This is a genomic window from Streptomyces sp. NPDC097981 (assembly GCF_040302565.1).
Taxonomy (GTDB): domain Bacteria; phylum Actinomycetota; class Actinomycetes; order Streptomycetales; family Streptomycetaceae; genus Streptomyces.
Genome location: NZ_JBEORW010000013.1, coordinates 143,751 through 165,179 on the forward strand (window position 1 = coordinate 143,751; position 21,429 = coordinate 165,179).

Below are 21,429 nucleotides of genomic sequence, written 5' to 3' on the forward strand. Positions count from 1 at the left end.
ACGGCCTGATGTGGCGCACCGCACCGCGGCCGCGGTGCGGGGTCGCGGGAGCCCCGCCTCCGGGTCCGCACGCGGTCCCGGAGGCTACGCCGCGTGGCCGCCGTCCACCGTGAACTCGGCGCCCGTCGCATAGGAGCCGTCCGGGCCCGCGAGGAAGGACACCAGGGCCGCCACCTCCTGCGCGGTGCCGAAGCGCCCGAGGGCCGTCAGCGCGCGCTGCGGGGCGGCGTGGGGCCCGTCCGCCGGGTTCATGCCGGTGTCCACCGGGCCGGGGTGCACGAGGTTCGCGGTGATGCCGCGCCCGCCGAGCTCCCGGGCCAGCGCCTTCGTCAGGCCGGTCAGCGCCGACTTGCTCATCGCGTACAGGGTGCCGCCCGGCCCGGGGACCCGCTGGGCCATGCAGCTGCCGATCGTGACGATCCGGCCGCCGGAGCCCATCCGCGCGGCCGCGGCCTGCGCGGTCAGGAACGCGCCGCGCACGTTGACCGCCAGCACCCGGTCCACATCGGCCAGGGTCAGGGCCTCCAGCGGCCCGAGTACGCCGATGCCGGCGTTGTTGACGAGCACGTCGATCCGCCCCAGGCCCCGTACGGTCTCCTCCACCGCGGCGGCCGCCTGCGCCGGGTCGCCGACGTCGGCCCGGACCGCGAGGGCGCGCCGGCCGAGCGCCTCGATCCTGCCGGCGACCGCAGCGGCGGCCTCCGCGCCGGCGACGTACGTCAGCGCGACGTCGACGCCGTCCTGCGCCAGCCGCAGTGCGGTGGCCGCCCCGATTCCCCGGCTGCCGCCGGTCACCAGTGCCACCCTGCCGTTGTCCATGGTTTCTCCCTCACTCGCCCGACAAGTCGTTGCGGGTTCAATGAAACGGAGGAGCAGGGGCGAGCGCTGGCGGGAATCGGACGTCGCGTTCGTGCGCGCCGCCCCGATGAGTCCGCGGGCGGACGGGAGTCTGAACGAGTGCAGCGGACACCGGACGCAAGGAGCGCAGAGCCATGGGCAAGCTGACCCTCACCACCTTCCTGACCCTCGACGGCGTGATGCAGGCCCCCGGCGGACCCGAGGAGGACCCCAGCGGCGGTTTCGCGTACGGCGGCTGGCTGGTCCCGTTCGCCGACGAGGGCCTGGGGGCGTTCACCACCGAGCTGTTCGACCGGGCCGGCGCCTTCCTGCTCGGGCGCCGGACGTACGAGATCTTCGCCGGGTACTGGCCGAACAAGACCGACCCCACCGACCCGATCGCGAGCCGGCTGAACGGCCTGCCGAAGTACGTGGCCTCCGCCACGCTCAGCGAACCGTCCTGGGCCGGCACCACCGTCATCGACGGGGAGCAGCTCCAGAGCGAGATCGTCCGCGTCAAGGACGCGCTGGAGGGGACCCGGGAGCTCCAGGTCCACGGCAGCGGGGCGCTGGCCCAGTGGCTGCTGGCACGGGATCTCGTGGACGAGCTGAACCTGCTGGTGTTCCCCGTCTTCCTGGGGGCCGGGCGCCGGCTGTTCCCGACGGGCGGGCTGCCGACGGCCTGCGAGCTGACCGCCTCGCGCACGACGCCGAACGGCGCGGCCATCCTCACCTACCGGCCGACGGGCCGCGCCACGTTCGGCACCTTCCTCTGACGCCGTGACCGCCGGCCGGGGCCCGGGGCGGGCCCCGGTGAAATCGGTCGACCGCCGTGATCGGCTCCGGTACCTTGAGCCGCGCCCGTGGGAGCCGCCGGAGTCTCCACCCGCTTCATGCCGCTGGAGAGTCCCTGGTGAGCTCGTCCGTCCTCCTCGAACGCACCGCCGCGCCCCGCCGGGCCTGGCTCGCGGATCTGCCCGTCCTGGCCGTCGCCGTCGTCTGGGGCGGCAGCTATCTCGCCGCCAAGGGCATCACCACGGCCCACACCGTGATCGCGGTTCTCGTCCTGCGCTTCGCGCTCGTGCTGCCCGTGCTCGCCGTCGCCGGGTGGCGGCGGCTGCGGGCGCTCACCGCCGGGCAGCTGTGCGGCGCGGGAGCGCTGGGGCTCGTACTCGGCGGGATCTTCCTTCTGGAGACCTACGGGGTCGTCCACACCTCCGCCACCAACGCCGGGCTGATCATCAGCCTGACCATGATCTTCACGCCGCTCGCCGAGGCCGCCGTGCGGCGCAAGGCCCCCTCGGGCACCTTCGTCGCGGCCGCCGCGTGCTCCGTCGCCGGCGTCGTCCTGCTCACCCAGGGCGCCGGGTTCACCGTCCCCGGCCTCGGTGACCTGCTCATCCTCGGCGCGGCCCTCGCCCGGACCCTGCACGTGCTGCTGATGGCCCGGATCAAGGCAGTCCAGGGCGCCGACGCACTGTCGCTGACCACCGTGCAGCTCGGCGGCGCCGTGCTCGTGTTCGCCGTACTGGCCGCCGTGCCCGGCACGGGCGACAGCCCGTGGGCCGCCGCCGCGGCCTTCGGCCCCGCCGAATGGGCGGGACTCGCCTTCCTCTCCGTCTTCTGCACGCTCTTCGCCTTCTTCGTGCAGATGTGGGCGGTGCGCCGCTCCTCGCCCTCCCGCGTCAGCCTGCTGCTCGGCACCGAACCGCTGTGGGCGGCCGCCGCCGGCATCGCCGTCGGCGGCGAACACCTCGGCCCGGCCGGATGCGCGGGTGCGGCACTCGTCCTCGGCGGCACCGCCTGGGGCCGCCGCGCCATGGCCGGATGACCTTGCACGAGTGACCGGAAAACGCCGGGCCCAGCACGGAAGTGCGACATTAATGTGATTGCATGCCGCAACCAGACATCAGCGTGAACGACACGGACTTCCACGCAGACCCCTACTCCTACTACGCCCGGCTGCGGGCTGCGGGACCGGTGCACCACGTCGAGGTCTCGGCCTCCGAGTACGCACCCACACTGCTGGTTGTCGGCTACGAAGAGGCCCGGCAGGCCCTGAACCACCCGGGTCTGTCGAAGGACTGGAGGAGCAGCGCAGTCCTGCCGGGCATCGCGGCCACCGCGGCCAACAGCAACATGCTGGAGACCGACCCGCCTCAGCACACCCGGCTGCGCCGCCTGGTCGCCCGCGAGTTCACCACCCGCCGCGTGCAGGCCATGCGCCCCCGCGTCCAGCAGATCACCGACGAACTCCTCGACGGGATGGCCGCCCGCCCGGAGCGCTCCGCCGACCTGGTCAAGGCGCTCGCCTTCCCGCTGCCCATCACCGTCATCGGGGAACTCCTCGGCGTCCCCCACCTGGACCGGGAGCGTTTCAGCTACTGGTCCAAGGAGGTCCTCGCGCCCACCTCCGTCACTCCGAGCACCACCGCGCACCAGACGCTCAGCGAGTATCTCGCGGAGCTCGTCGATGCCAAGGCCAAGGATCCCGGGGAGGACCTGCTCAGTGCCCTCATCCGGACCAGTGACGAGGACGGCGACGCGCTGTCGGCGACGGAGCTCATCGGCATGGCCTTCCTGCTGCTGATCGCCGGCCACGAGACCACCGTCAACCTCATCTCCAACGGCACCCGCGCCCTGCTGGCCCACCCGGACCAGCTGGCCGACCTGCGCGCCGACTACGACGGCCTGCTCGACGGCGCGATCGAGGAGATGCTCCGCTACGACGGCCCGGTGCAGAACAGCACCTACCGCTACGCCCGCGAGGACATGGAGATCGGCGGCACCGCCGTCCCGGCCGGAGCCACCGTCCTCATCTCCCTGGCCGGCGCGGACCGGGACCCCGGCCGGTACGAGAACCCCGACGCCTTCGACATCCGGCGCGCCCCCCAGGGCCACCTCGCCTTCGGGCACGGACTCCACTTCTGCATCGGCGCCCCGCTCGCCCGGATGGAGGGCGCCATCGCGTTCCGCGGCCTGCTGGAGCGCTTCCCGGACCTGGCCGAGGACCCGGCCGGGGATCCGCCGAGCTGGATCGGGGGCAGTCTGATCCGGGGCGTGACCCGACTGCCGGTGCGCTGGTAGCCGCCTGTGGCCGATCACGCATCGCCGCCGGGCCCGCAGGAGCCCCGGCGGCCCTCACAGGTCCGGCAGCTCCGCCATCCGGACCGGTCGCCGCTCCCTTCGCGACACCTCGCACGCCTCCGCGATCCGCAGCGCGGCCAGCGCCTCCCTGCCGTCGCACGGGTTGGGGCCCTCGCCGCGCACCAGCCGGACGAAGGCCGCCAGCTCCGCCTCGTACGCGGGGGCGAACCGCTCCAGGAACCCGGCCCACGGCTTGCTCGCCGGGGGCGGGCCGTGCGGTTCGGTCGAGGCGATCGGCGTACGGTCGTCCAGCCCGGAGGAGACCTGGTCGAGCTCCCCGGCCAGCTCCATCCGCACGTCGTACCCGGCGCCGTTGCACCGGGTGCCCGTACAGGTGGCCAGGGTCCCGTCGTCGAGGGTGAGGACGGCGACGGCGGTGTCCACGTCGCCCGCCTCCCGGAACATCGCCGGCCCCGCGTCGGATCCGGCCGCGTAGACCTCCGTCACCTCGCGGCCGGTCACCCAGCGGACCATGTCGAAGTCGTGCACCAGGCAGTCCCGGTACAGGCCCCCGGACGTCGCCAGGTACGCGGCCGGCGGCGGCGCCGGATCGGCGGTCATCGTCCGTACGGTGTGCAGCCGGCCCAGGGCTCCGGAGCGCACCAGCTCCCGCGCGGTGCGGCAGCCCGCGTCGAAGCGGCGCATGAAGCCCAGCTGGAGCACCCCGTCCGCGGCGGTCACCTCGCGCAGCACGGCCAGCGTCCGGGTGAGATCCGCGGCCAGGGGTTTCTCGCAGAACACCGGCAGTCCGCCCCGTACCGCCCGCAGGACCAGCTCCGCGTGCCCGTCGGTGGCGCAGGCCACGACCACGGCGTCCACACCCCAGGTGAAGACCTGCTCCACGGAGGGCGCGGCGGTGGCTCCCAGCCGGTCGGCGAGCCGCGCCGCCCGCGCGGAATCGACGTCGGCGAGCAGCAGCGAGCCGGCGTCCGGGTGGCGGGCCAGTGCCGCCGCGTGGAAGGAGCCGATCCGGCCCGTTCCGATCAGCCCGATGCGCATGTCCTCAACCTGACCCCCTCCGGGGGAGCTGTCAATCTGCCCGGAGAGTTCATCAATGGCGCGGTTGGCCCGGATGGCCTCGAAGCACCCGATGACCACAGATCAACCACTGTGACGGATACTGAGCGGCTGGAACCGAATGACCGCTTTGACAACAGCACCATGCAAGACGAGGGAAGGGCGCGCAGACGTGGCTAGGGTTCGGACAGGGGTACGGGTCGTGGGCGCCGTGCTCGCGGCGGTACTGGGAGCCTCCCTCGTGGGCTGCAGCAGTACGGGCGGCAAGCGTGCCGAGGAGCGGGCGAAGGCCGCCCAGGCGGGCCGGCCCGCCGTGTCCACCCCGCGCTGGACCTTCGCGATGGTGACGCACGCGGGCGACGGCGACACCTTCTGGGACATCGTCCAGAAGGGCGCCAGGGAGGCCGCGGCGAAGGACAACATCAACTTCGTCTACGCCCACGACGACCAGGCGCAGCAGCAGGCCCAGTTCGTGCAGAACGCCATCGACCAGAAGGTCGACGGGATCGTGGTGAGCCTGGCCAAGCCCGAGGCGCTCAAGGACGTCATCGGCAAGGCCGTCAAGGCCGGCATCCCGGTGATCACGGTCAACTCCGGATCCGCGCAGTCCGCCGAGTACGGCGCTCTCACCCACATCGGCCAGGACGAGCAGATCGCCGGCGAGGCGGTCGGCACCGAGCTGACCAAGCGCGGGAAGAAGAAGGCCGTCTGCGTCCTGCACGAGCAGGGCAACGTGGGCCACGAGCAGCGGTGCGCCGGAGCGAAGAAGACCTTCGGCGGGAGCCTGGAGAACCTGTACGTCGAGGGCACCAACATGCCCTCCGTCCAGGCGGCCGTCCAGGCGAAGCTCCAGGCGGACCCGTCCGTCGACGCGATCGTCACGCTCGGCGCCCCCTTCGCCCCGACCGCGGTCAAGGCCAAGGACGCGGCGGGCAGCAAGGCCGAGGTCGACACCTTCGACCTCAACGACTCCGTCGCCCGCGACCTGAAGTCCGGTGCCCTCGGCTTCGCCGTCGACCAGCAGCCCTACCTCCAGGGCTACGAGGCCATCGACCTGCTCTGGCTGTACCGCTACAACGCGAACGTGCTCGGCGGCGGCCGTCCGGTGCTCACCGGACCGCAGATCGTGACGGCCGCCGAGGCGGGCAAGCTGGAGGAGTTCATCAAGCGGGGCAGCCGATGAGCACGGCAACGGCCGTGGACGAGCGGCTCGCCCACACCTCCCTCGTCCGCAAGCTGCTCGGCCGCCCCGAGCTGGGCGCGGTCGTCGGCGCGGCCGCCCTCTTCGTCTTCTTCTCCTTCGCCGCCCCCAGCTTCCTGCAGGCCTCCAGCCTGAGCACGATCCTGTACTCGGCCTCCACCATCGGGATCATGGCGGCTCCGGTGGCCCTGCTGATGATCGGCGGCGAGTTCGACCTCTCCGCCGGTGTCATGGTCACCACCTCGGCGCTGGTCAGCTCGATGTTCAGCTACCAGATGACCGCCAACGTGTGGGTGGGCGTCGGGGTGTCCCTGCTGGTCACCCTGGCCATCGGCTTCTTCAACGGGTTCATGCTGACCCGCACGAAGCTGCCGAGCTTCATCATCACGCTCGGCACCTTCCTGATGCTGACCGGCCTGAACCTCGGATTCACCAAGCTGATCAGCGGCTCCGTCTCGACCAAGAGCATCGCCGACATGGAGGGCTTCTCCTCCGCCCGCGCGCTCTTCGCCTCGCAGTGGACCATCGGCTCGGTCACGCTCAAGGTCACCGTCCTGTGGTGGCTGGCCCTGGTCGCCGTCGCCACCTGGATCCTGCTGCGCACCCGGGCCGGAAACTGGATCTTCGCGGTCGGCGGCGGGGCGGACGCGGCCCGCGCGACCGGCGTCCCGGTCGTCAAGACCCGCATCGGCCTCTACATGGGCGTCGCCCTGTGCGCCTGGATCTCCGGGCAGCACATCCTCTTCTCGTTCGACGTGGTCCAGTCGGGCGAGGGCGTGGGCAACGAGTTCCTGTACATCATCGCGGCCGTCATCGGCGGCTGCCTGATGACCGGCGGCTACGGCTCCGCCATCGGCTCGGCGGTCGGCGCCTTCATCTTCGGCATGACCAGCAACGGCATCGTGTACGCGCAGTGGAACCCGGACTGGTTCAAGTTCTTCCTCGGCGCGATGCTCCTGCTGGCCACGCTGCTCAACGCATGGGTCCGCAAGCGGGCGGAGGCGAAGTGATGACCGAGACCGTGTCCGCGGCCGCGCCCGGGAAGACCCCCGCGCCGCTCGTGAAGATGACCGACGTCAGCAAGTACTATGGCAACATCCGCGCGCTCCAAGAGGTCTCCCTGGAGGTCCACGCCGGCGAGATCACCTGCGTCCTCGGCGACAACGGCGCCGGCAAGTCCACCCTCATCAAGATCATCGCAGGGCTGCACCGGCACGACGCCGGCAGCTTCGAGATCGAGGGGGAGGAGGCCGCGCTCGCCAACCCGCGCGCCGCCCTCGACCACGGCATCGCCACCGTCCACCAGGACCTGGCCGTCGTCCCGCTCATGCCCGTCTGGCGGAACTTCTTCCTCGGCTCCGAGCCCACCCGGGGCCGCGGGGCCTTCCGCCGCCTCGACGTGGACCTCATGCGCGAGACCACCCGCGCCGAGCTGCTGCGCATGGGCATCGACCTGCGCGACGTCGACCAGCCGATCGGCACCCTGTCCGGCGGCGAGCGGCAGTGCGTGGCCATCGCCCGCGCCGTGTACTTCGGCGCGAAGGTCCTCGTCCTCGACGAGCCGACCGCCGCCCTCGGCGTGAAGCAGTCCGGCGTGGTCCTCAAGTACGTCGCCGCGGCTCGTGACGAAGGCCTCGGCGTGGTCCTGATCACCCACAACCCGCACCACGCCCACCTGGTCGGGGACCGGTTCGTGCTGCTCAAGCGCGGCACCATGGCCGGCAGCCACACCCGAGACTCGATCACCCTGGACGAGCTCACCCGGCAGATGGCGGGCGGCTCCGAGCTGGACGAACTGAGCCACGAACTGGAGCGGGTGGCAGAATCAGGACCGGACCACCCGTCCGGAGCAGCCGATCCGGCGTCCGGCACCACCGCACCCTGAGGGACGACACGACTCGATGAGCACGTACCGGGACTTCACGCTCACCCACCGGGGGTCGGCGCGGGGCACCGTCCTGCGGACCATCGGGACCCGTGAGCGCCGGTCGCACCTGACCGCCCCGCGCGTCCCGACCGTCGGCATCGACATCGGCGGCACCAAGGTGATGGCCGGCGTCGTCGACGCCGACGGGGTCATCCTGGAGAAGATCCGCACCGAGACCCCCGACAAGTCCAAGAGCCCCAAGGTCGTCGAGGACACCATCGTCGAGCTCGTGCTCGACCTGTCCGACCGGCACGACGTCCACGCCGTGGGCATCGGCGCGGCCGGCTGGGTCGACGCCGACCGCTCCCGCGTCCTGTTCGCACCCCACCTGGCCTGGCGCGACGAGCCGCTGCGCGACGCGCTGCAGTCCCGGCTCGCGGTCCCGGTCATGGTGGACAACGACGCCAACACTGCGGCCTGGGCGGAGTGGCGCTTCGGCGCCGGCCGCGGCGAGGACCACCTCGTCATGATCACGCTCGGCACCGGCATCGGCGGCGCGATCCTCGAAGGCGGCCAGGTCAAGCGCGGCCGCTTCGGGGTCGCCGGCGAGTTCGGCCACATGCAGGTCGTACCGGGCGGCCACCGCTGCCCGTGCGGCAACCGCGGCTGCTGGGAGCAGTACAGCTCCGGCAACGCCCTGGTCCGCGAGGCCCGCGAGCTGGCCGCGGCCGACTCCCCGGTCGCGTACAACATCATCGCCAGGGTCGGCGGCAACGTCTCGGAGATCACCGGGCCGCTCATCACCGAGCTGGCCCGCGAGGGCGACGCCATGTGCGTCGAGCTCCTCCAGGACATCGGCCAGTGGCTCGGCGTCGGCATCGCCAACCTCGCCGCCGCCCTCGACCCCTCCTGCTTCGTCATCGGCGGCGGCGTCAGCGCCGCCGACGACCTGCTGATCGGCCCCGCCCGGGACGCCTTCCGACGCCACCTCACCGGCCGCGGCTACCGGCCCGAGGCCCGTATCGCCAAGGCCCAGCTCGGCCCCGAGGCCGGCATGGTCGGGGCCGCAGACCTGGCCCGGCTCGTCGCCCGCCGCTTCCGGCGCGCCACGCGCCGACGCGTCGAGCGGTACGAACGGTACGAGCGCTACGCGCAGCAGCTGGGCCGGCGCGACGCCGCGGCCGCCGCGGATCCCAAGGCGGCGGACGCCCAGGACGGGGGCACGCAGTGACGCCGCCCTCCGTACCCCGCCAGGCGCCCGCCCCCGACGAAGGCGGCACTCCGCTCCCGGCGGAGGACCGCCGGCACGTCGTCCGGCGCCGCTGGATCACGGCGATCATCATCCTGCTGCTGGTCGGCGTCCCCGCGGGCTACCTCGCCGTATCCGCGCAGCAGAGCCGCGAGAGCGGCCGCGACAAGGCCGCCAAGGTCGGTGCGACCAAGGTGCGTCCCGGCTGGCCCTCCAAGGTGCAGCGCAGCATCTACGAGGTGCCGATCCCGCCGAAGGCCTGGCGGGTCGGGTTCCTGGAGACCAACAACTGGCGCACCAGCCGGCTGTACGTCCAGTTCGCCGTCACCCCCGCCGACTTCGACGCCTTCCTCGCCGAGATCGGCACCAGCCGGGCCGAGCTGACCCCCGAGGTCTCCATCGGGGCGCACGACGCCGCGGTCGCGGGCTGGAGCTGGGGCCCGCACAACACCTGGTACGGCACCACCCTGGAGCAGCCGAACCCCCGCCCCACCCGGGACGTCACGGTCGACCTCACCGACCCGGCCAAGCCCAGGGTCTACGTGGTGTCCACGGCGATCCCGTAGCCGGCCCCGCCCGCGCGGTGCCGGACCGCCCCGGGCCGCGGCTAGCCTGGGATCATGAAGCTCACCAAGCGGCTGCACTCCTGTGTCCAACTGGAGAAGGACGGGCGTGTGCTCGTCATCGACCCGGGCGCCTTCAGCGAGCCCGACGCGGGGCTCGGGGCGGACGCCCTGCTCGTCACGCACGAGCACCCCGACCACTTCGACGAGGGCCGGCTGCGGGCCGCCCTCGACGCGAATCCGGAGGCCGCGCTCTGGACGCTGCGCAGCGTCGCGCAGCGGCTGGCCCCGGCCTATCCGGGCCGGGTGCACACCGTCGGCCACGGGGACGCCTTCAGCGCCGCCGGATTCGAGGTCCAGGTGCACGGCGAGCTGCACGCCGTGGTCCACCCGGACATTCCGCGGGTCACCAATGTCGGCTACCTCGTGGAGGGCTCGCTCTTCCACCCGGGTGACGCGCTGACCGTGCCCGAGGTGCCCGTGGACACGCTGATGCTCCCGGTGCACGCCCCCTGGAACAAGGTCGCCGAGGTGATCGACTACCTGCGCGAGGTCAAGCCGCGCCGGGCCATCGACATCCACGACGCCTACCTCTCCGACATCGCCCGGCCGATCTACGACCACGCGCTGGACGCCCTGGGCGGCACCGACCACGGGCGGCTCGCCGCCGGGGACGCCGCCGAACTGTGACTGTCGGTGCCGGGCGGTAGGTTGGTGGACATGCGTATTGCCACGTTCAACGTCAACTCGATCACCGCCCGGCTGCCCCGCCTGCTGGCCTGGCTGGAGAGCTCCGGCACCGATGTCGTGTGCATCCAGGAGACCAAGTGCTCCGCGGAGCAGTTCCCGCACGCCGAGCTGCGCGAGCTGGGTTACGAGTCGGCCGTCAACGCCACCGGCAGGTGGAACGGCGTGGCCCTGATCTCCAGGGTCGGCCTGGAGGACGTGGTCACGGGCCTGCCGGGCGGCCCCGACTACGAGGGTGTCCAGGAGCCCCGGGCGATTTCCGCCACCTGCGGCGGGGTGCGCCTGTGGTCGGTGTACGTGCCGAACGGCCGCGAGGTCGAGCACGACCACTACGGGTACAAGCTGGACTGGTTCCGCTCGCTGACCGCCGCCGTCGCCGAAGACGCGGCCGGCCCGCGCCCGTTCGCCGTGCTCGGCGACTTCAACGTGGCCCCCACCGACGAGGACGTCTACGACCCGGCGGTCTTCGAGGGCCTGACCCACGTCACCCCCGCCGAGCGCACCGCCCTGGAGGCACTGCGTGCCGCGGGCCTCGGCGACGTCGTGCCGCGCCCCCTCAAGTACGACCGGCCGTACACGTACTGGGACTACCGCCAGCTCGCCTTCCCCAAGAACCGGGGTATGCGCATCGACCTGGTCTACGGGAACGAGCCCTTCGCCAAGGCCGTCACCGACGCCTACGTCGACCGCGAGGAGCGCAAGGGCAAGGGCGCCTCGGACCACGCTCCGGTGGTCGTGGACCTGGCGCTGGACGCGTAGCGGGGCCGGGGACGGATCCCGCGCGCCCTGTGGCCAGCGCGGGATCCTGGTGCCACGCTGGGCGGTATGAACATCCCCTTCCTGGACAACTGGCTGAACAGGCACGAAATGGAACGGGGTGCGGGACTCGCCGCCGCCCTCGCGGACGACCCCGGGAGCGTCAACGAGTTGTTCTCGGAATGCGAGGTGCTGCGCGTCCAAGCGCGGGCGGCCGGCCTGGAACTCGACGGGACCCCGGCCTCGTTGGAGGCGCTCGACCAGCTGATGCCCCGCTGGCGCCGGGACCCCGACGTCGTGCCGTGGCTCGGCAACGACGCGGGCTTCTACCTCGGAACCGTGATCGTCCGGACGAAGCTGGGCGCCGCCTGGCAGGTCTGGCCCAACGGCCAGCCGATGATCCGCCTGGCCTCGGGCCGCGAGCTGAACGTGGTGGAGTCGGGGATCTCCTGGGCGATGACCGGATCCCCGGAACTCTCCCAGGCCTACGCCGAAGCCTCGGAGGGCTGACCTCCGCACCCGCCCCGGTGGGGCCCCGGAGGCCGGGTTGCCGGGATGGTTCATCAGCGCGAGGGCTTTATGTGGTCTTTAGGCGTGTCGAGGCGAGGCGCTCTTCCGCGGCTGGATAGTTTGCGCTGACCTCGGCGTTTCGACAGGTGGGCAGGGCGGCGCACTGCCGTCGATCCGCCTCCGCCCCGGACCCGCAGATGATCAACGAGGGGCTGGAGGCCATGCGGCAGGCGGCCACCGAGGCCGAACCGAAGCGGTGCTGCCGGGCGGTCGACCGCGGCTCCGAAGAGCCGCCCCGTCCGGCAGCAGTCGCAGATCACTGCTCGCGCAGAGGTACCGGGACGTACGAGGGACCGGTGCGCGGCGAGGAGAAGGTCAGCTGCGCGCCGGTTGGGGTTGTGCTCGATGCAGAGGGGATCGACGGTGTCGGTCACGAGGGCGAGCCGGTGGCCCTTGCGCGGATCAGCCGTTCTGCGGGGCGCCGCTCAGCGCGCTCTTGGCCTTCCACTCGTCCCAGGACAGGTTCCACTCGCCGTAGCCGTTGCCGATGTCGGCCTTGCCCTTGGAGCCGTCGCCGGTCACCTCGACCACGTCGCCGACCTGGGCCATGGCGAAGAGCGCCTTCGCGTTGGCGTCGCTCATCCCCACGCAGCCGGAACTGGCGTTGGCCCGGCCGAAGTTGGCTTCGTTCCAGGGCGCCGCGTGGATGTACATGCCCGACCAGGTCAACCGCATCGAGTAGTCGACCATCTTGTCGTAGGAGTCGCCCAGGCCCACCGTCTGGGAGTCCATCCGGATGGTGCCCTCCTTGGTCATCAGCACCATCTTCCCGGACCAGGAGGCCTTCTTGCCGCCGGGCGTGCCCGCCGAGACGGGGATCGTCTTCACGGCCTGGCCGTCCTCGGTCACCGTCATCTTCTTGGCGTCGAGGTCGACCTGCAGCCGGCGGTCCTTGCCGATCTTGAAATCGGTGCTGTAGTCCTTGACGAACATCCCGCCGCCCTGGCCCGAGTCCACCCCGTTGAGGTTCATCTCGACCTTGACGTCGGTGCCGGACTTCCAGTAATCCTTCGGCCGCCAGTCCACCCGGTCGTTGCCGGTGTAGTCCTTGAACCAGCCCCAGGAACCCTCGGTGTTGTTCGAGGTGGTGACCTTCAGGTGCTTCTCGACGTCGGCCTTGTTCTTCACCGGGTTGTCGAAGACGATCGACACCGGCTGGGCGACGCCCACCGTGGAACCCTTGCCCGGGTTGATCGTGACCTTGTTCACCTTGTCCGCGGCAGCCGTCTTGAACTGGGCGCTCGCGCTCTGGCTGTCGGTGTTCTGCGCCTCGACCTTGTAGTCCGTGCCCGGGGAGGCATTGCGCTCGGAGGCCCACGTCCTGCCGTCGTCGGCTATCTTGCCGGGCAGTTCGCCGCCCTTGCCGTCGGACACCTTCACCAAGGACAGCTTCCCCTCGGCGAGGGACACCTTCACCGGCTCGCCGGGCTTGGCCTGATCGCCCGTGAGGTTCACGGTTATCGCCATGTCCGACTTCTTCTTCGGCTCCGCCTTGCCGTCCCCGCTCCCGCCCGAGCCGCCCCCACAGGCGGTCAGAGCGGCGGCCATGAGTGCGGTCCCGGCCAGCATGGCGTGGCGACTGCGTGTGATACGGCGTGTGCGGCTCAACGAAACCCCTCCAAGTAATGATCGTCCGCAAAAGGAGATGCGAACGGCACGACTGTAGGTTGCACAATCCGCCGAAAAGATCCGGCATCCGGTTGTGACGTCGACCGCAGCGAAACGGTCATCGTCCGGTCACAATCGCCGCTCGGTCCTGTCACGGACACCTGTGAAAGTCCTGTGCATTCCGCTTCCCCGGACGTACAGGAAGGCCGATCCGCCGTGTGTGCACTGCTCGTGACCCCCGCTCAGCGACACCAGTCACCGGACCAGGAGCTGAGTGTGCGTGCGCTGTCCGTCCCCGAATACCAGGCCTTCCTTTCCGCTAACCGGAATGCAAGCTTTCTCCAGTACCCGTCCTGGGCCGCCGTAAAGGACCTCTGGCGCCCGGAATGGGTCGGATGGCACTGTCCGGACGGGAAAATGGCCGGTGCGGGGCTGGTGCTCTACCGCCAGTTCCCCGGCACCCGCAAATACTTCGCCTACCTCCCCGAAGGCCCCGTCGCCGACTGGTCCGACCCCCGCATCGACCGGTGGCTGGACCCCCTCAAGCGCCACCTGCGCGCGGCCGGCGCCTTCGCCGCCCGTATCGGCCCCACGCCCGCCTACCGCCGCTGGGACGCCGCCGCCGTCAAGGCCGCCACCGGACCCGGCCGGCAGCTCTCCGACGTGCTCGCCACCGAGGTCGACCCGGTCGGCGCCGCCCTCGCCGACCGGCTGCGCACCCGCGGCTGGAAGCGCTGCGGAGGCGAGGACGACGGCGACGCACAGCCCCGCCACGTCTTCCGCGTACCGCTCGCCGGCCGCTCCCGCGACCAGCTGTGGTCCGGCCTCAACCAGGAGTGGCGGCGCAATGTGCGCAAGGCCGCCAAGGCCGGCGTGGAGACGGTCCTCGGCACCGCCGCCGACCTGCCCGAGTTCTACCGGCTGCTGCGCATCACCGAGGAGCGCGACGGATTCCGGCTCGGCCGCTCGCTCGCGTACTACCAGCAGCAGTACGAGGTCCTCAACGCCGAGGCGCCCGGCCGGATGCGCCTCTACCTGGGCATCCACCAAGGTGAGATCCTCGCCGCGCACACCATGATCGTGGCTGGGAACCGGGTCTGGTACCAGACCGGAGCCTCCGCCGACCACCGCCGCGACGTCCGCCCCAGCAACGCCCTGCAGTGGCGCATGATGTGCGACGCCCACGACCTCGGAGCGGACGAATACGACATGCGGGGGGTACCCTCCACCCTTGACCCCGACGAACGTTCTTTCGGGCTGCTGCGCTGGAAGCTCGGCACCGGCGGGCAGGTCGTCGAGACGCTCGGCGAGTGGGAGACCCCGATGGACGGATACGCCAACACGGCGCTGCACAAGGCCTTCCAGGCCTACCTGGCCCGCCGGTGACCACCACCGACACCGGAGCGGCGGCCGGACCGTCCGCCGCCGCGGCCCGTCCGGCACCGGGGAGGACCTCGGTGGTGCGCAGCGGCGCGCTCATGGCGGCCGGCTCGATCGTCTCCCGCGCCACCGGGTTCGTCCGCTCCGCCGTCGTCGTCGCCGCACTCGGCACCGGACTGCTCGGCGACACGTACGCCGTCTCCAACACCGTCCCGAACATCCTCTATATGCTGCTCATCGGCGGCGCCCTCAACGCCGTCTTCGTGCCGGAGCTGGTCCGGGCCGCCAAGGAGCACGAGGACGGCGGGGCCGCCTACACCGACCGGCTGCTGACCGCCTGCACGGCGGCCCTCCTGGTGCTCACCGCCGCCGCCGTGCTGGCCGCCCCGCTGATCGTGGCCGCGTACACCCCCTACAGCGGCGCACAGGCGAGCACCACCGTCGCGCTGGCCCGCTACTGCCTGCCGCAGATCCTCTTCTACGGGCTGTTCACCCTGCTCGGCCAGGTGCTGAACTCCCGCGGCCGGTTCGGCGCCATGATGTGGACCCCGGTCCTCAACAACCTCGTCATCATCGGCGTCTTCGGGCTGTTCCTGTTCCTCGCCCACGGCGGCGACGGGCTGACCGCCGCCGAGACCCGCTACCTCGGCCTCGGCACCACCGCCGGCATCGTCGTCCAGGCCCTGGCCCTCGTCCCGTCGCTGCGCGCCGCCCGCTTCCGCTGGCGCCCCCGCTTCGACTGGCGCGGCCAGGGCCTGGCCCGGCCGCTGCGCAACGCGGGATGGACGGTCCTGCTCGTCTTCACCAACCAGATCGGCTACTGGGTCGTGACCCGGCTGTCCACCACCGCCGGGCGGCAGGCCGTGGAGGCCGGACTCGCCGGCGGCGCCGGGTACACCGCCTACAGCAACGCCTACCAGCTGTGGATCGTCCCCCAGGGCATCATCACCGTCTCCCTCGTGACCGCCCTGATGCCCCGGATGAGCACGGCCGCCGCCGACGGCGACCTCGGCGCGGTCCGCCGCGACGTGTCGTACGCGCTGCGCTCCAGCGCCGCCCTGATCGTCCCGGCCGCCGCCCTCTTCGCGGCTCTCGCCCCCTGGGTGATGGGCAGCGTATTCGGCTACGGGCGCACCGGCTCCGCCGACATCGACGTCATGGCGGGCATGCTCGCCGCCTTCGCACCCGGCCTGATCGCCTTCTCCGCCCAGTACGTCCTCTCGCGCGGCTTCTACGCCCTCTCCGACACCCGCACCCCGTTCTGCCTCAACCTGGTCATCGCCGGCCTGAACGCCGTGCTCTCGGCCGCCGCCTACCTGTTGCTGCCGCCGCGCTGGGCCGTCACCGGCATGGCAGGCGCATACTCCGTCGCACTGTCCGCGGGCCTCGCGGTCACCGCGTACACCCTCGCCCGGCGCCTCGGCCCGCGTCCGGCCCGCGGCGCCGCCCCCACCGCCACCGCGCTCGGCACCCACCTGCGGCTGCTGGCCGCCGCCGTGCCCGCGGCCGGCGCCGGGTACGCGTCCGCCCGTGCCGCCGCAGGCCTCGGCGACTTCGCCGCGGTCGGGGCGGGAACCGCCGTGATCATCCTCGTCGTCGTCCTTCTCGCCAGGCCGCTGCGCCTGACCGAGATCACCGACCTGCGGGACTCCCTGCGGCGCAAGACGGGCCGCTAGCGGAGCACCGCCCCCCGACCCTGGGACACCGACCGATGCCACGCGTACTGCTGATCGAGGACGACCCCTCCGTCCGGGAGGGGGTGGGCCTCGGCCTGCGCCGCCGCGGACACGAGGTGAGCGCCGCCGAGACCGGTGAGACGGGCCTCGCGCTGATGGGGAGCTTCCTCCCGGAGCTCGTGCTGCTCGACCTCATGCTGCCCGGGATGAACGGCGTGCAGGTCTGCCGCCGCATCCGCGAGACCAGCCAGGTCCCGATCATCATGCTCACCGCCCGCGGCGACGACTTCGACATGGTCGTCGGCCTCGAAGCCGGCGCCGACGACTACATCGTCAAGCCCGCCCGCACCGAGGTCATCGAGGCCCGCATCAAGGCCGTGCTGCGCCGCCTCGGCGCCCCGGCGGGCAGCCGCCCCGGGATCGAGTTCCACGGCGGGCTCGCGATCGACCGCGCAGGGCTCACCGTCGCCAAGAACGGCGAGCGCGTCCCCCTCGCCCCCAGCGAGATCAAGCTCCTGCTGCACCTGTCGGCCTCGCCCGAGCAGGTCTTCTCCCGCCAGCAGCTGCTCGAGTACGTGTGGGAGCACAGCTACCACGCCGACGCCCGGCTCGTGGACGCGTGCGTACGCCGCCTGCGCACCAAGGTCGAGGATCCCGACGGCAGCCCCCGCTACATCCAGACCGTGCGCGGCTTCGGCTACCGCTTCGGCCCGCTGTGAGGCGCATCGCACCGCTCGGGCTGCGCACCCGGCTGATCGCGGCCTTCCTGCTCGTCGCCGCGATCAGCGCGGTGACCACGGCGGCGCTGACCTACCGCGAGGCCCGTACCGCGATCCTCAAGCAGAGCCAGGACACGGCCGTCTCCACCATGCGCAACCTGGTCGGCCAGGCGGCCCTGCCGCTGCCGCCGCCGGCCGAGGACCTCAAGTTCATCTGCGGCGACCTCGCCCGCCGCAGCCAGCCGCACCCGTGGATGGTCTACGCCGAATACGGGGACATCAGGGTCTCCTCGGCCGCCTCCCCGACCTCCACGGTCATCACCGACGAACTGCGCGCCAAGGCACGCAGCCATGCCAACGGCGCCGCCCAGCGGGTCCGCAAGGGCAAGGACGTCTACCTGACGTTCGCCATGCCGGCCACCTTCAAACACAACTCCCGGACCCAGCCGAGCGGCGTCGTCTTCTACGGCGTCATGCCCCTGACCGCCGAGCGGACGACCGTCGAGGCCATGGTGGTCGCCGCCCGCGACGGCGCCCTCCCGGCCCTCGGCATCGCCGTGATCCCCGCCCTGCTCGCCGCCCGCAGCGTGCTCAAGCCCGTCCGCCGGCTGCGCCACGCCGCGCGCAGCCTCGGCCGCGGCAAGCTGGACACCCGGATCGAGGTCAAGGGCTCCGACGAACTCGCCGACCTCGCCCGCACCTTCAACGAGACCGCCTCGGCGCTGGAGGACTCCGTCGAGGAACTGCGCCGGGCCGGGGCCCGCGCCCGCCGCTTCGCCGCCGACGTCTCCCACGAACTGCGCACGCCGCTCGCCGGCATGCTCGCCGTCACCGAGGTGCTCGACGAGGAGGCCGTCCACCTCGACGCCGACACCGCCGCCGCCCTGCGCCTGATCACCGCCGAGACCGGCAAGCTCGCCACGCTCGTCGAGGACCTGATGGAGATCTCCCGCTTCGACGCCCGCGCCGCCGAACTCCACGTCGACGAGGTCGATGTCGCCGAGTTCGTCGGCAAGACCCTGGAGCGCCGGCACTGGCAGGACCGGGTCGCCACCGAACTGCCCTCCGGGCTGCGGGCCCGGCTCGACCCGCGCCGCTTCGACGTCGTCCTCGCCAACCTGGTCGGCAACGCCCTGCGGCACGGCGGCGGGTCGGTGCGGGTGAGCGCCCGCGGCGAGCGGCGGGCCGACGGCGACCTGCTCGTGGTCGAGGTCGCCGACGACGGCCCCGGCATCGACCCCGAGGTGCTCCCGCACATCTTCGACCGCTTCTACAAGGCCGACGCGGCCCGTACCCGCTCCGCGGGCAGCGGCCTCGGCCTCGCCATCACCCTGGAGAACGTACGGCTGCACGGCGGCGCCGTCCGGGCGGACAACCGGACCGGCGGCGGCGCGCTCTTCACCGTCGAGATGCCCCTGGAGGCCGCCGCATGACCGCCACGCAACGGCGGCGGTGGCGCCGCCGCGCGACCCGCGGGTCGGCGGCCGCGCTGGCGGGCCTCCTGCTCGCCGGGTGCACGAACGCCACCGGCATCACCGGCACCGACGTGTTCGAGGTCGGGGACCCCGGCCGGATCACCGCCTACGGCGGCACCATGCTGCTCTACTTCCGCGACCGCAACGGCGTGCTGACCCCGGTCCTGCGGACCGGTCCGTTCGAAGGGGCGGACCCCGGCTCCGGCTCCGGCACGTCCGGCACCTACAAGATCCCGGCCGGGCTCGTGCTGATGATGCTCATGAAGGGGCCGAACAACAAGGAGGCCGCCGCCTCGCTCGGCACCGATCTGCCCGCGACGGACATCGCGGTGGGCGACACCGAGCGGCAGGCCGGCCTCCTCACCGTCCGGCTGCCCTTCCCGGTGTCGACGCTCGGCGAGACCGCCCGCAGCCAGCTCGTGTGCACCGCCGTGCACGCCGAACCCCGCGACGAGGACGCCAAGGTGGTCCTCGTCGGCAAGGGGGACAGTGTTCCCGCGCAGAAGTGCCCGGTCTCCGTCCGCTGACCGCACCCTTGTGCTGCGGCGCCCCACCCGCCACGGTGGTCCCGTGGACGTCTTCGACCCCCGGATCTACGCCGCCGGCATCCCCCACGAGGCCTACCGGCTGCTGCGCGACCGGCAACCGGTGGCCTGGCAGGAGGAACCGGAGATCCAGGGCTGGCCCGCGGGCCCCGGCTTCTGGGCGGTCACCCGGCACGCCGACGTGGTCCGCGTGCTGCGCGACCACGCCACGTACTCCTCATGGGTGGGCGCCACCCAGATCCGCGACCCCGACCCGGCCGACCTGCCGTTCCTGCGGCGCACCATGCTCAACCAGGACCCGGCGAAGACCGCGGGCGACCACGGGCGGCTGCGCCGGCTGGTCTCCCGCGCCTTCACCCCCGCCCGCGTCGACGCCTTCGCCGGCCGGGTGCGCGAGCGGGCCCGGACCCTGCTCGCCGGCGCCCGGGCGAAGGCCGAGGACGGCGCCGCCGACCTGGTCGCCGCCGTCACCGACGAGTACGCGCTGCTCAACCTGACCGACCTGCTGGGCGTTCCGGCGTCCGACCGGGGCCTGCTGCTGGAGTGGACCGTACGGATCATCGGCTACCAGGACCCCGAGGACGCGCCCGCGCCCCTGCTCGGCCCCGACGGCAAGCCCCTCAACCCGCGCTCCCCGGCGCTGCTGGGCGAGATGTTCTCGTACGCCCGGGAACTGGCCGCCCACAAGCGGGCGCACCCCGGCGACGACGTGATGACCGCACTCGCCGGCGCCGGACTGGACCCGGCCGAGCTGGAGATGTTCTTCTTCCTGCTCACCGTCGCGGGCAACGACACCGTGCGCAGCGCCGCCCCCGGCGGCCTGCTGGCCCTGGCCCGCGACCCGGGCGCGTACCGGATGCTCGCCGACGGCCGGGTCCCGGTGCACACCGCGGTGGACGAACTGCTGCGCGTCCACCCGCCGGTGCTCAGCTTCCGCCGCACCGCAGCCGTTGACACCGTCCTGGCCGGGCAGCCGATCAGCGCCGGGGACAAGGTGGTGGTCTTTCACGCCTCCGCCAATCACGACGAGCGCGTCTTCACCGACCCCGGGCGCCTCGACCTCGGCCGGACGCCCAACGCGCACGTCTCCTTCGGGGACGGCCCGCACGTCTGCCTCGGCGCCCACTTCGCCCGGCTCCAGCTGCGCGTCCTCCACGAGGAGTGGCGTACGTCCATGCCCGCCCCCGAACTCGCGGGCCCGCCGCGCCGGCTGGTGTCGAACTTCATCAACGGGATCACGCGGCTTCCGCTACGGGTGTCCGGGCCTGCCGGGTGACGTCCGCCAGCAGGTCGACCACGTCCGGGCCGTAGGCGTCGGAGTTGTTGACCTTCAGCACCACGCAGAACGAGTCCCCGCCGTAGCGGCGCGCCAGGTCCTTGTGATGGCGCGCCAGGAACCGGGCACCCGCCTGGTTGCTGATCGCGGTCTGCCCGGAGACCAGGAACACCGGCCGGCTGCCCGCCCCGGTCGTCAGCCGGGCCAGTAGCACGTGGTCGACCTGGCCCTTCTGCCAGCGGTACGTCTCACCGCCGACCTTGATCGCCCCGCGGTCCGGACCCGGCTCGGTCGAGAGGTCGACCCGGACGCCCGGCAGCATGGAGCCCAGATGGGCCGCCGTCCGCGCATTGGACACGGGCCCGCCCACACAGAACTCGGCACGCTCGCCGAAGCCCTGACGGACCGCATCGTGGGAGACGATCTGCAGGTTCGCCCCGCAGTCCTTGATCAGGGCGGATATCTCCAGCAGCGCGAAGGCGTCGTTGCGGTGCACCGACCCCTCGGTGCCGCCCATCTGCCGGTTGACCACGAACAGGCAGTCCGAACCGGTGGGCAGACCGAAGAAGGCCTGCTTGCGGCGCAGCGCACGGCGCCACAGGTAGGTACGGGTGAACCAGCCGAAGCCGCCGCTGATGGCGGTGGCCACCACCCCGAGCACGATGTTGCGCACGTCATCGTTCATGCGCCGGATGCTAGCCCGCACGCGGTCGTCCTGACGCGGGGGGTGTGGTGAAGTTAAAGTGCCGAGTTCACGCCTGTCCGGTGGGGTCCGACAGGCCGTCGACTGGAGGTT

The 21,429-nt window shown here is 72.1% G+C and carries 21 protein-coding genes; 17 read left to right on the plus strand and 4 right to left on the minus strand.

Annotated features, from left to right (window positions below; genetic code table 11):
- Positions 1–84: 84 nt before the first annotated feature.
- A complete protein-coding gene (locus tag ABTY04_RS15655; RefSeq protein WP_352213908.1) occupies positions 85–819 on the minus strand; it encodes an SDR family oxidoreductase in 735 nt (244 codons plus the stop codon).
- Positions 820–992: 173 nt separating this feature from the next.
- Between ABTY04_RS15655 and ABTY04_RS15660 the strand changes: the two genes are divergently transcribed.
- From ABTY04_RS15660 to ABTY04_RS15670, 3 genes are all read left to right on the plus strand, one after another.
- Positions 993–1,613 (plus strand): dihydrofolate reductase family protein, encoded by a 621-nt coding sequence (locus tag ABTY04_RS15660; RefSeq protein ID WP_352213909.1) that lies wholly within the window; start codon positions 993–995, stop codon positions 1,611–1,613.
- Positions 1,614–1,750: 137 nt separating this feature from the next.
- Entirely contained in the window at positions 1,751–2,668 is a 918-nt protein-coding gene (locus tag ABTY04_RS15665) for a DMT family transporter (protein WP_352213910.1), read from the plus strand.
- Positions 2,669–2,730: 62 nt separating this feature from the next.
- Positions 2,731–3,924: a cytochrome P450 family protein gene (locus ABTY04_RS15670; RefSeq protein ID WP_352213911.1), complete on the plus strand. Its 1,194-nt coding sequence runs from the start codon at positions 2,731–2,733 to the stop codon at positions 3,922–3,924.
- Between the two features lie 54 nt (positions 3,925–3,978).
- Here ABTY04_RS15670 and ABTY04_RS15675 read toward each other — a convergent pair whose 3' ends face one another.
- Positions 3,979–4,983, minus strand: a complete 1,005-nt coding sequence (locus ABTY04_RS15675; RefSeq protein ID WP_352213912.1) for a Gfo/Idh/MocA family protein — start codon at positions 4,981–4,983, stop codon at positions 3,979–3,981.
- A 190-nt stretch (positions 4,984–5,173) separates the two neighbouring features.
- Between ABTY04_RS15675 and ABTY04_RS15680 the strand changes: the two genes are divergently transcribed.
- The 8 genes from ABTY04_RS15680 (at position 5,174) to ABTY04_RS15715 (ending at position 11,894) form a co-directional block, all read left to right on the plus strand.
- The gene (locus tag ABTY04_RS15680; protein WP_502996643.1) at positions 5,174–6,184 is read left to right on the plus strand and encodes a sugar ABC transporter substrate-binding protein; all 1,011 of its coding nucleotides are present in this window, start codon (positions 5,174–5,176) and stop codon (positions 6,182–6,184) included.
- Entirely contained in the window at positions 6,181–7,212 is a 1,032-nt protein-coding gene (locus ABTY04_RS15685) for an ABC transporter permease (protein WP_352213914.1), read from the plus strand. Before ABTY04_RS15680 ends, ABTY04_RS15685 begins: the two co-directional genes overlap by 4 nt.
- Positions 7,212–8,087 (plus strand): ATP-binding cassette domain-containing protein, encoded by an 876-nt coding sequence (locus ABTY04_RS15690; protein ID WP_352213915.1) that lies wholly within the window; start codon positions 7,212–7,214, stop codon positions 8,085–8,087. The genes ABTY04_RS15685 and ABTY04_RS15690 overlap by 1 nt, the downstream gene beginning before the upstream one ends.
- A gap of 16 nt (positions 8,088–8,103) precedes the next feature.
- Entirely contained in the window at positions 8,104–9,300 is a 1,197-nt protein-coding gene (locus ABTY04_RS15695; RefSeq protein WP_352213916.1) for an ROK family glucokinase, read from the plus strand.
- Complete coding sequence (locus ABTY04_RS15700) at positions 9,297–9,884, plus strand: hypothetical protein (RefSeq protein WP_352213917.1); 588 nt, start codon at positions 9,297–9,299, stop codon at positions 9,882–9,884. The genes ABTY04_RS15695 and ABTY04_RS15700 overlap by 4 nt, the downstream gene beginning before the upstream one ends.
- Before the next feature lie 54 nt (positions 9,885–9,938).
- Positions 9,939–10,571, plus strand: a complete 633-nt coding sequence (locus ABTY04_RS15705; protein ID WP_352213918.1) for an MBL fold metallo-hydrolase — start codon at positions 9,939–9,941, stop codon at positions 10,569–10,571.
- A 30-nt stretch (positions 10,572–10,601) separates the two neighbouring features.
- Positions 10,602–11,387, plus strand: a complete 786-nt coding sequence (locus ABTY04_RS15710; protein WP_352213919.1) for an exodeoxyribonuclease III — start codon at positions 10,602–10,604, stop codon at positions 11,385–11,387.
- Between the two features lie 66 nt (positions 11,388–11,453).
- The gene (locus tag ABTY04_RS15715) at positions 11,454–11,894 is read left to right on the plus strand and encodes a DUF6278 family protein (protein ID WP_352213920.1); all 441 of its coding nucleotides are present in this window, start codon (positions 11,454–11,456) and stop codon (positions 11,892–11,894) included.
- 462 nt (positions 11,895–12,356) lie between these two features.
- Here ABTY04_RS15715 and ABTY04_RS15720 read toward each other — a convergent pair whose 3' ends face one another.
- Positions 12,357–13,502, minus strand: a complete 1,146-nt coding sequence (locus tag ABTY04_RS15720) for a L,D-transpeptidase (RefSeq protein ID WP_502996644.1) — start codon at positions 13,500–13,502, stop codon at positions 12,357–12,359.
- Between the two features lie 330 nt (positions 13,503–13,832).
- On the opposite strand from ABTY04_RS15720, the gene ABTY04_RS15725 reads away from it, so the two are divergent.
- The 6 genes from ABTY04_RS15725 to ABTY04_RS15750 are packed head-to-tail and all read left to right on the plus strand — an operon-like array spanning position 13,833 to position 20,633.
- Entirely contained in the window at positions 13,833–14,948 is a 1,116-nt protein-coding gene (locus tag ABTY04_RS15725) for a lipid II:glycine glycyltransferase FemX (protein ID WP_502996647.1), read from the plus strand.
- Complete coding sequence (gene murJ / locus ABTY04_RS15730) at positions 14,945–16,618, plus strand: murein biosynthesis integral membrane protein MurJ (protein WP_502996645.1); 1,674 nt, start codon at positions 14,945–14,947, stop codon at positions 16,616–16,618. Before ABTY04_RS15725 ends, murJ begins: the two co-directional genes overlap by 4 nt.
- 35 nt (positions 16,619–16,653) lie before the next feature.
- The gene (locus tag ABTY04_RS15735) at positions 16,654–17,337 is read left to right on the plus strand and encodes a response regulator (protein ID WP_352213922.1); all 684 of its coding nucleotides are present in this window, start codon (positions 16,654–16,656) and stop codon (positions 17,335–17,337) included.
- Positions 17,334–18,770 (plus strand): ATP-binding protein, encoded by a 1,437-nt coding sequence (locus ABTY04_RS15740; RefSeq protein WP_352213923.1) that lies wholly within the window; start codon positions 17,334–17,336, stop codon positions 18,768–18,770. Before ABTY04_RS15735 ends, ABTY04_RS15740 begins: the two co-directional genes overlap by 4 nt.
- Entirely contained in the window at positions 18,767–19,339 is a 573-nt protein-coding gene (locus tag ABTY04_RS15745) for a hypothetical protein (RefSeq protein WP_352213924.1), read from the plus strand. The genes ABTY04_RS15740 and ABTY04_RS15745 overlap by 4 nt, the downstream gene beginning before the upstream one ends.
- Positions 19,340–19,382: 43 nt before the next feature.
- Positions 19,383–20,633: a cytochrome P450 gene (locus tag ABTY04_RS15750; RefSeq protein WP_352213925.1), complete on the plus strand. Its 1,251-nt coding sequence runs from the start codon at positions 19,383–19,385 to the stop codon at positions 20,631–20,633.
- On the opposite strand, the gene ABTY04_RS15755 is transcribed toward ABTY04_RS15750, so the two are convergent.
- Positions 20,593–21,318 carry a hypothetical protein gene (locus ABTY04_RS15755; RefSeq protein WP_352213926.1) on the minus strand — a complete coding sequence of 242 codons (726 nt, stop codon included), beginning with the start codon at positions 21,316–21,318 and terminating at the stop codon, positions 20,593–20,595. The genes ABTY04_RS15750 and ABTY04_RS15755 overlap by 41 nt on opposite strands.
- Between the last annotated feature and the right edge of the window lie 111 nt (positions 21,319–21,429).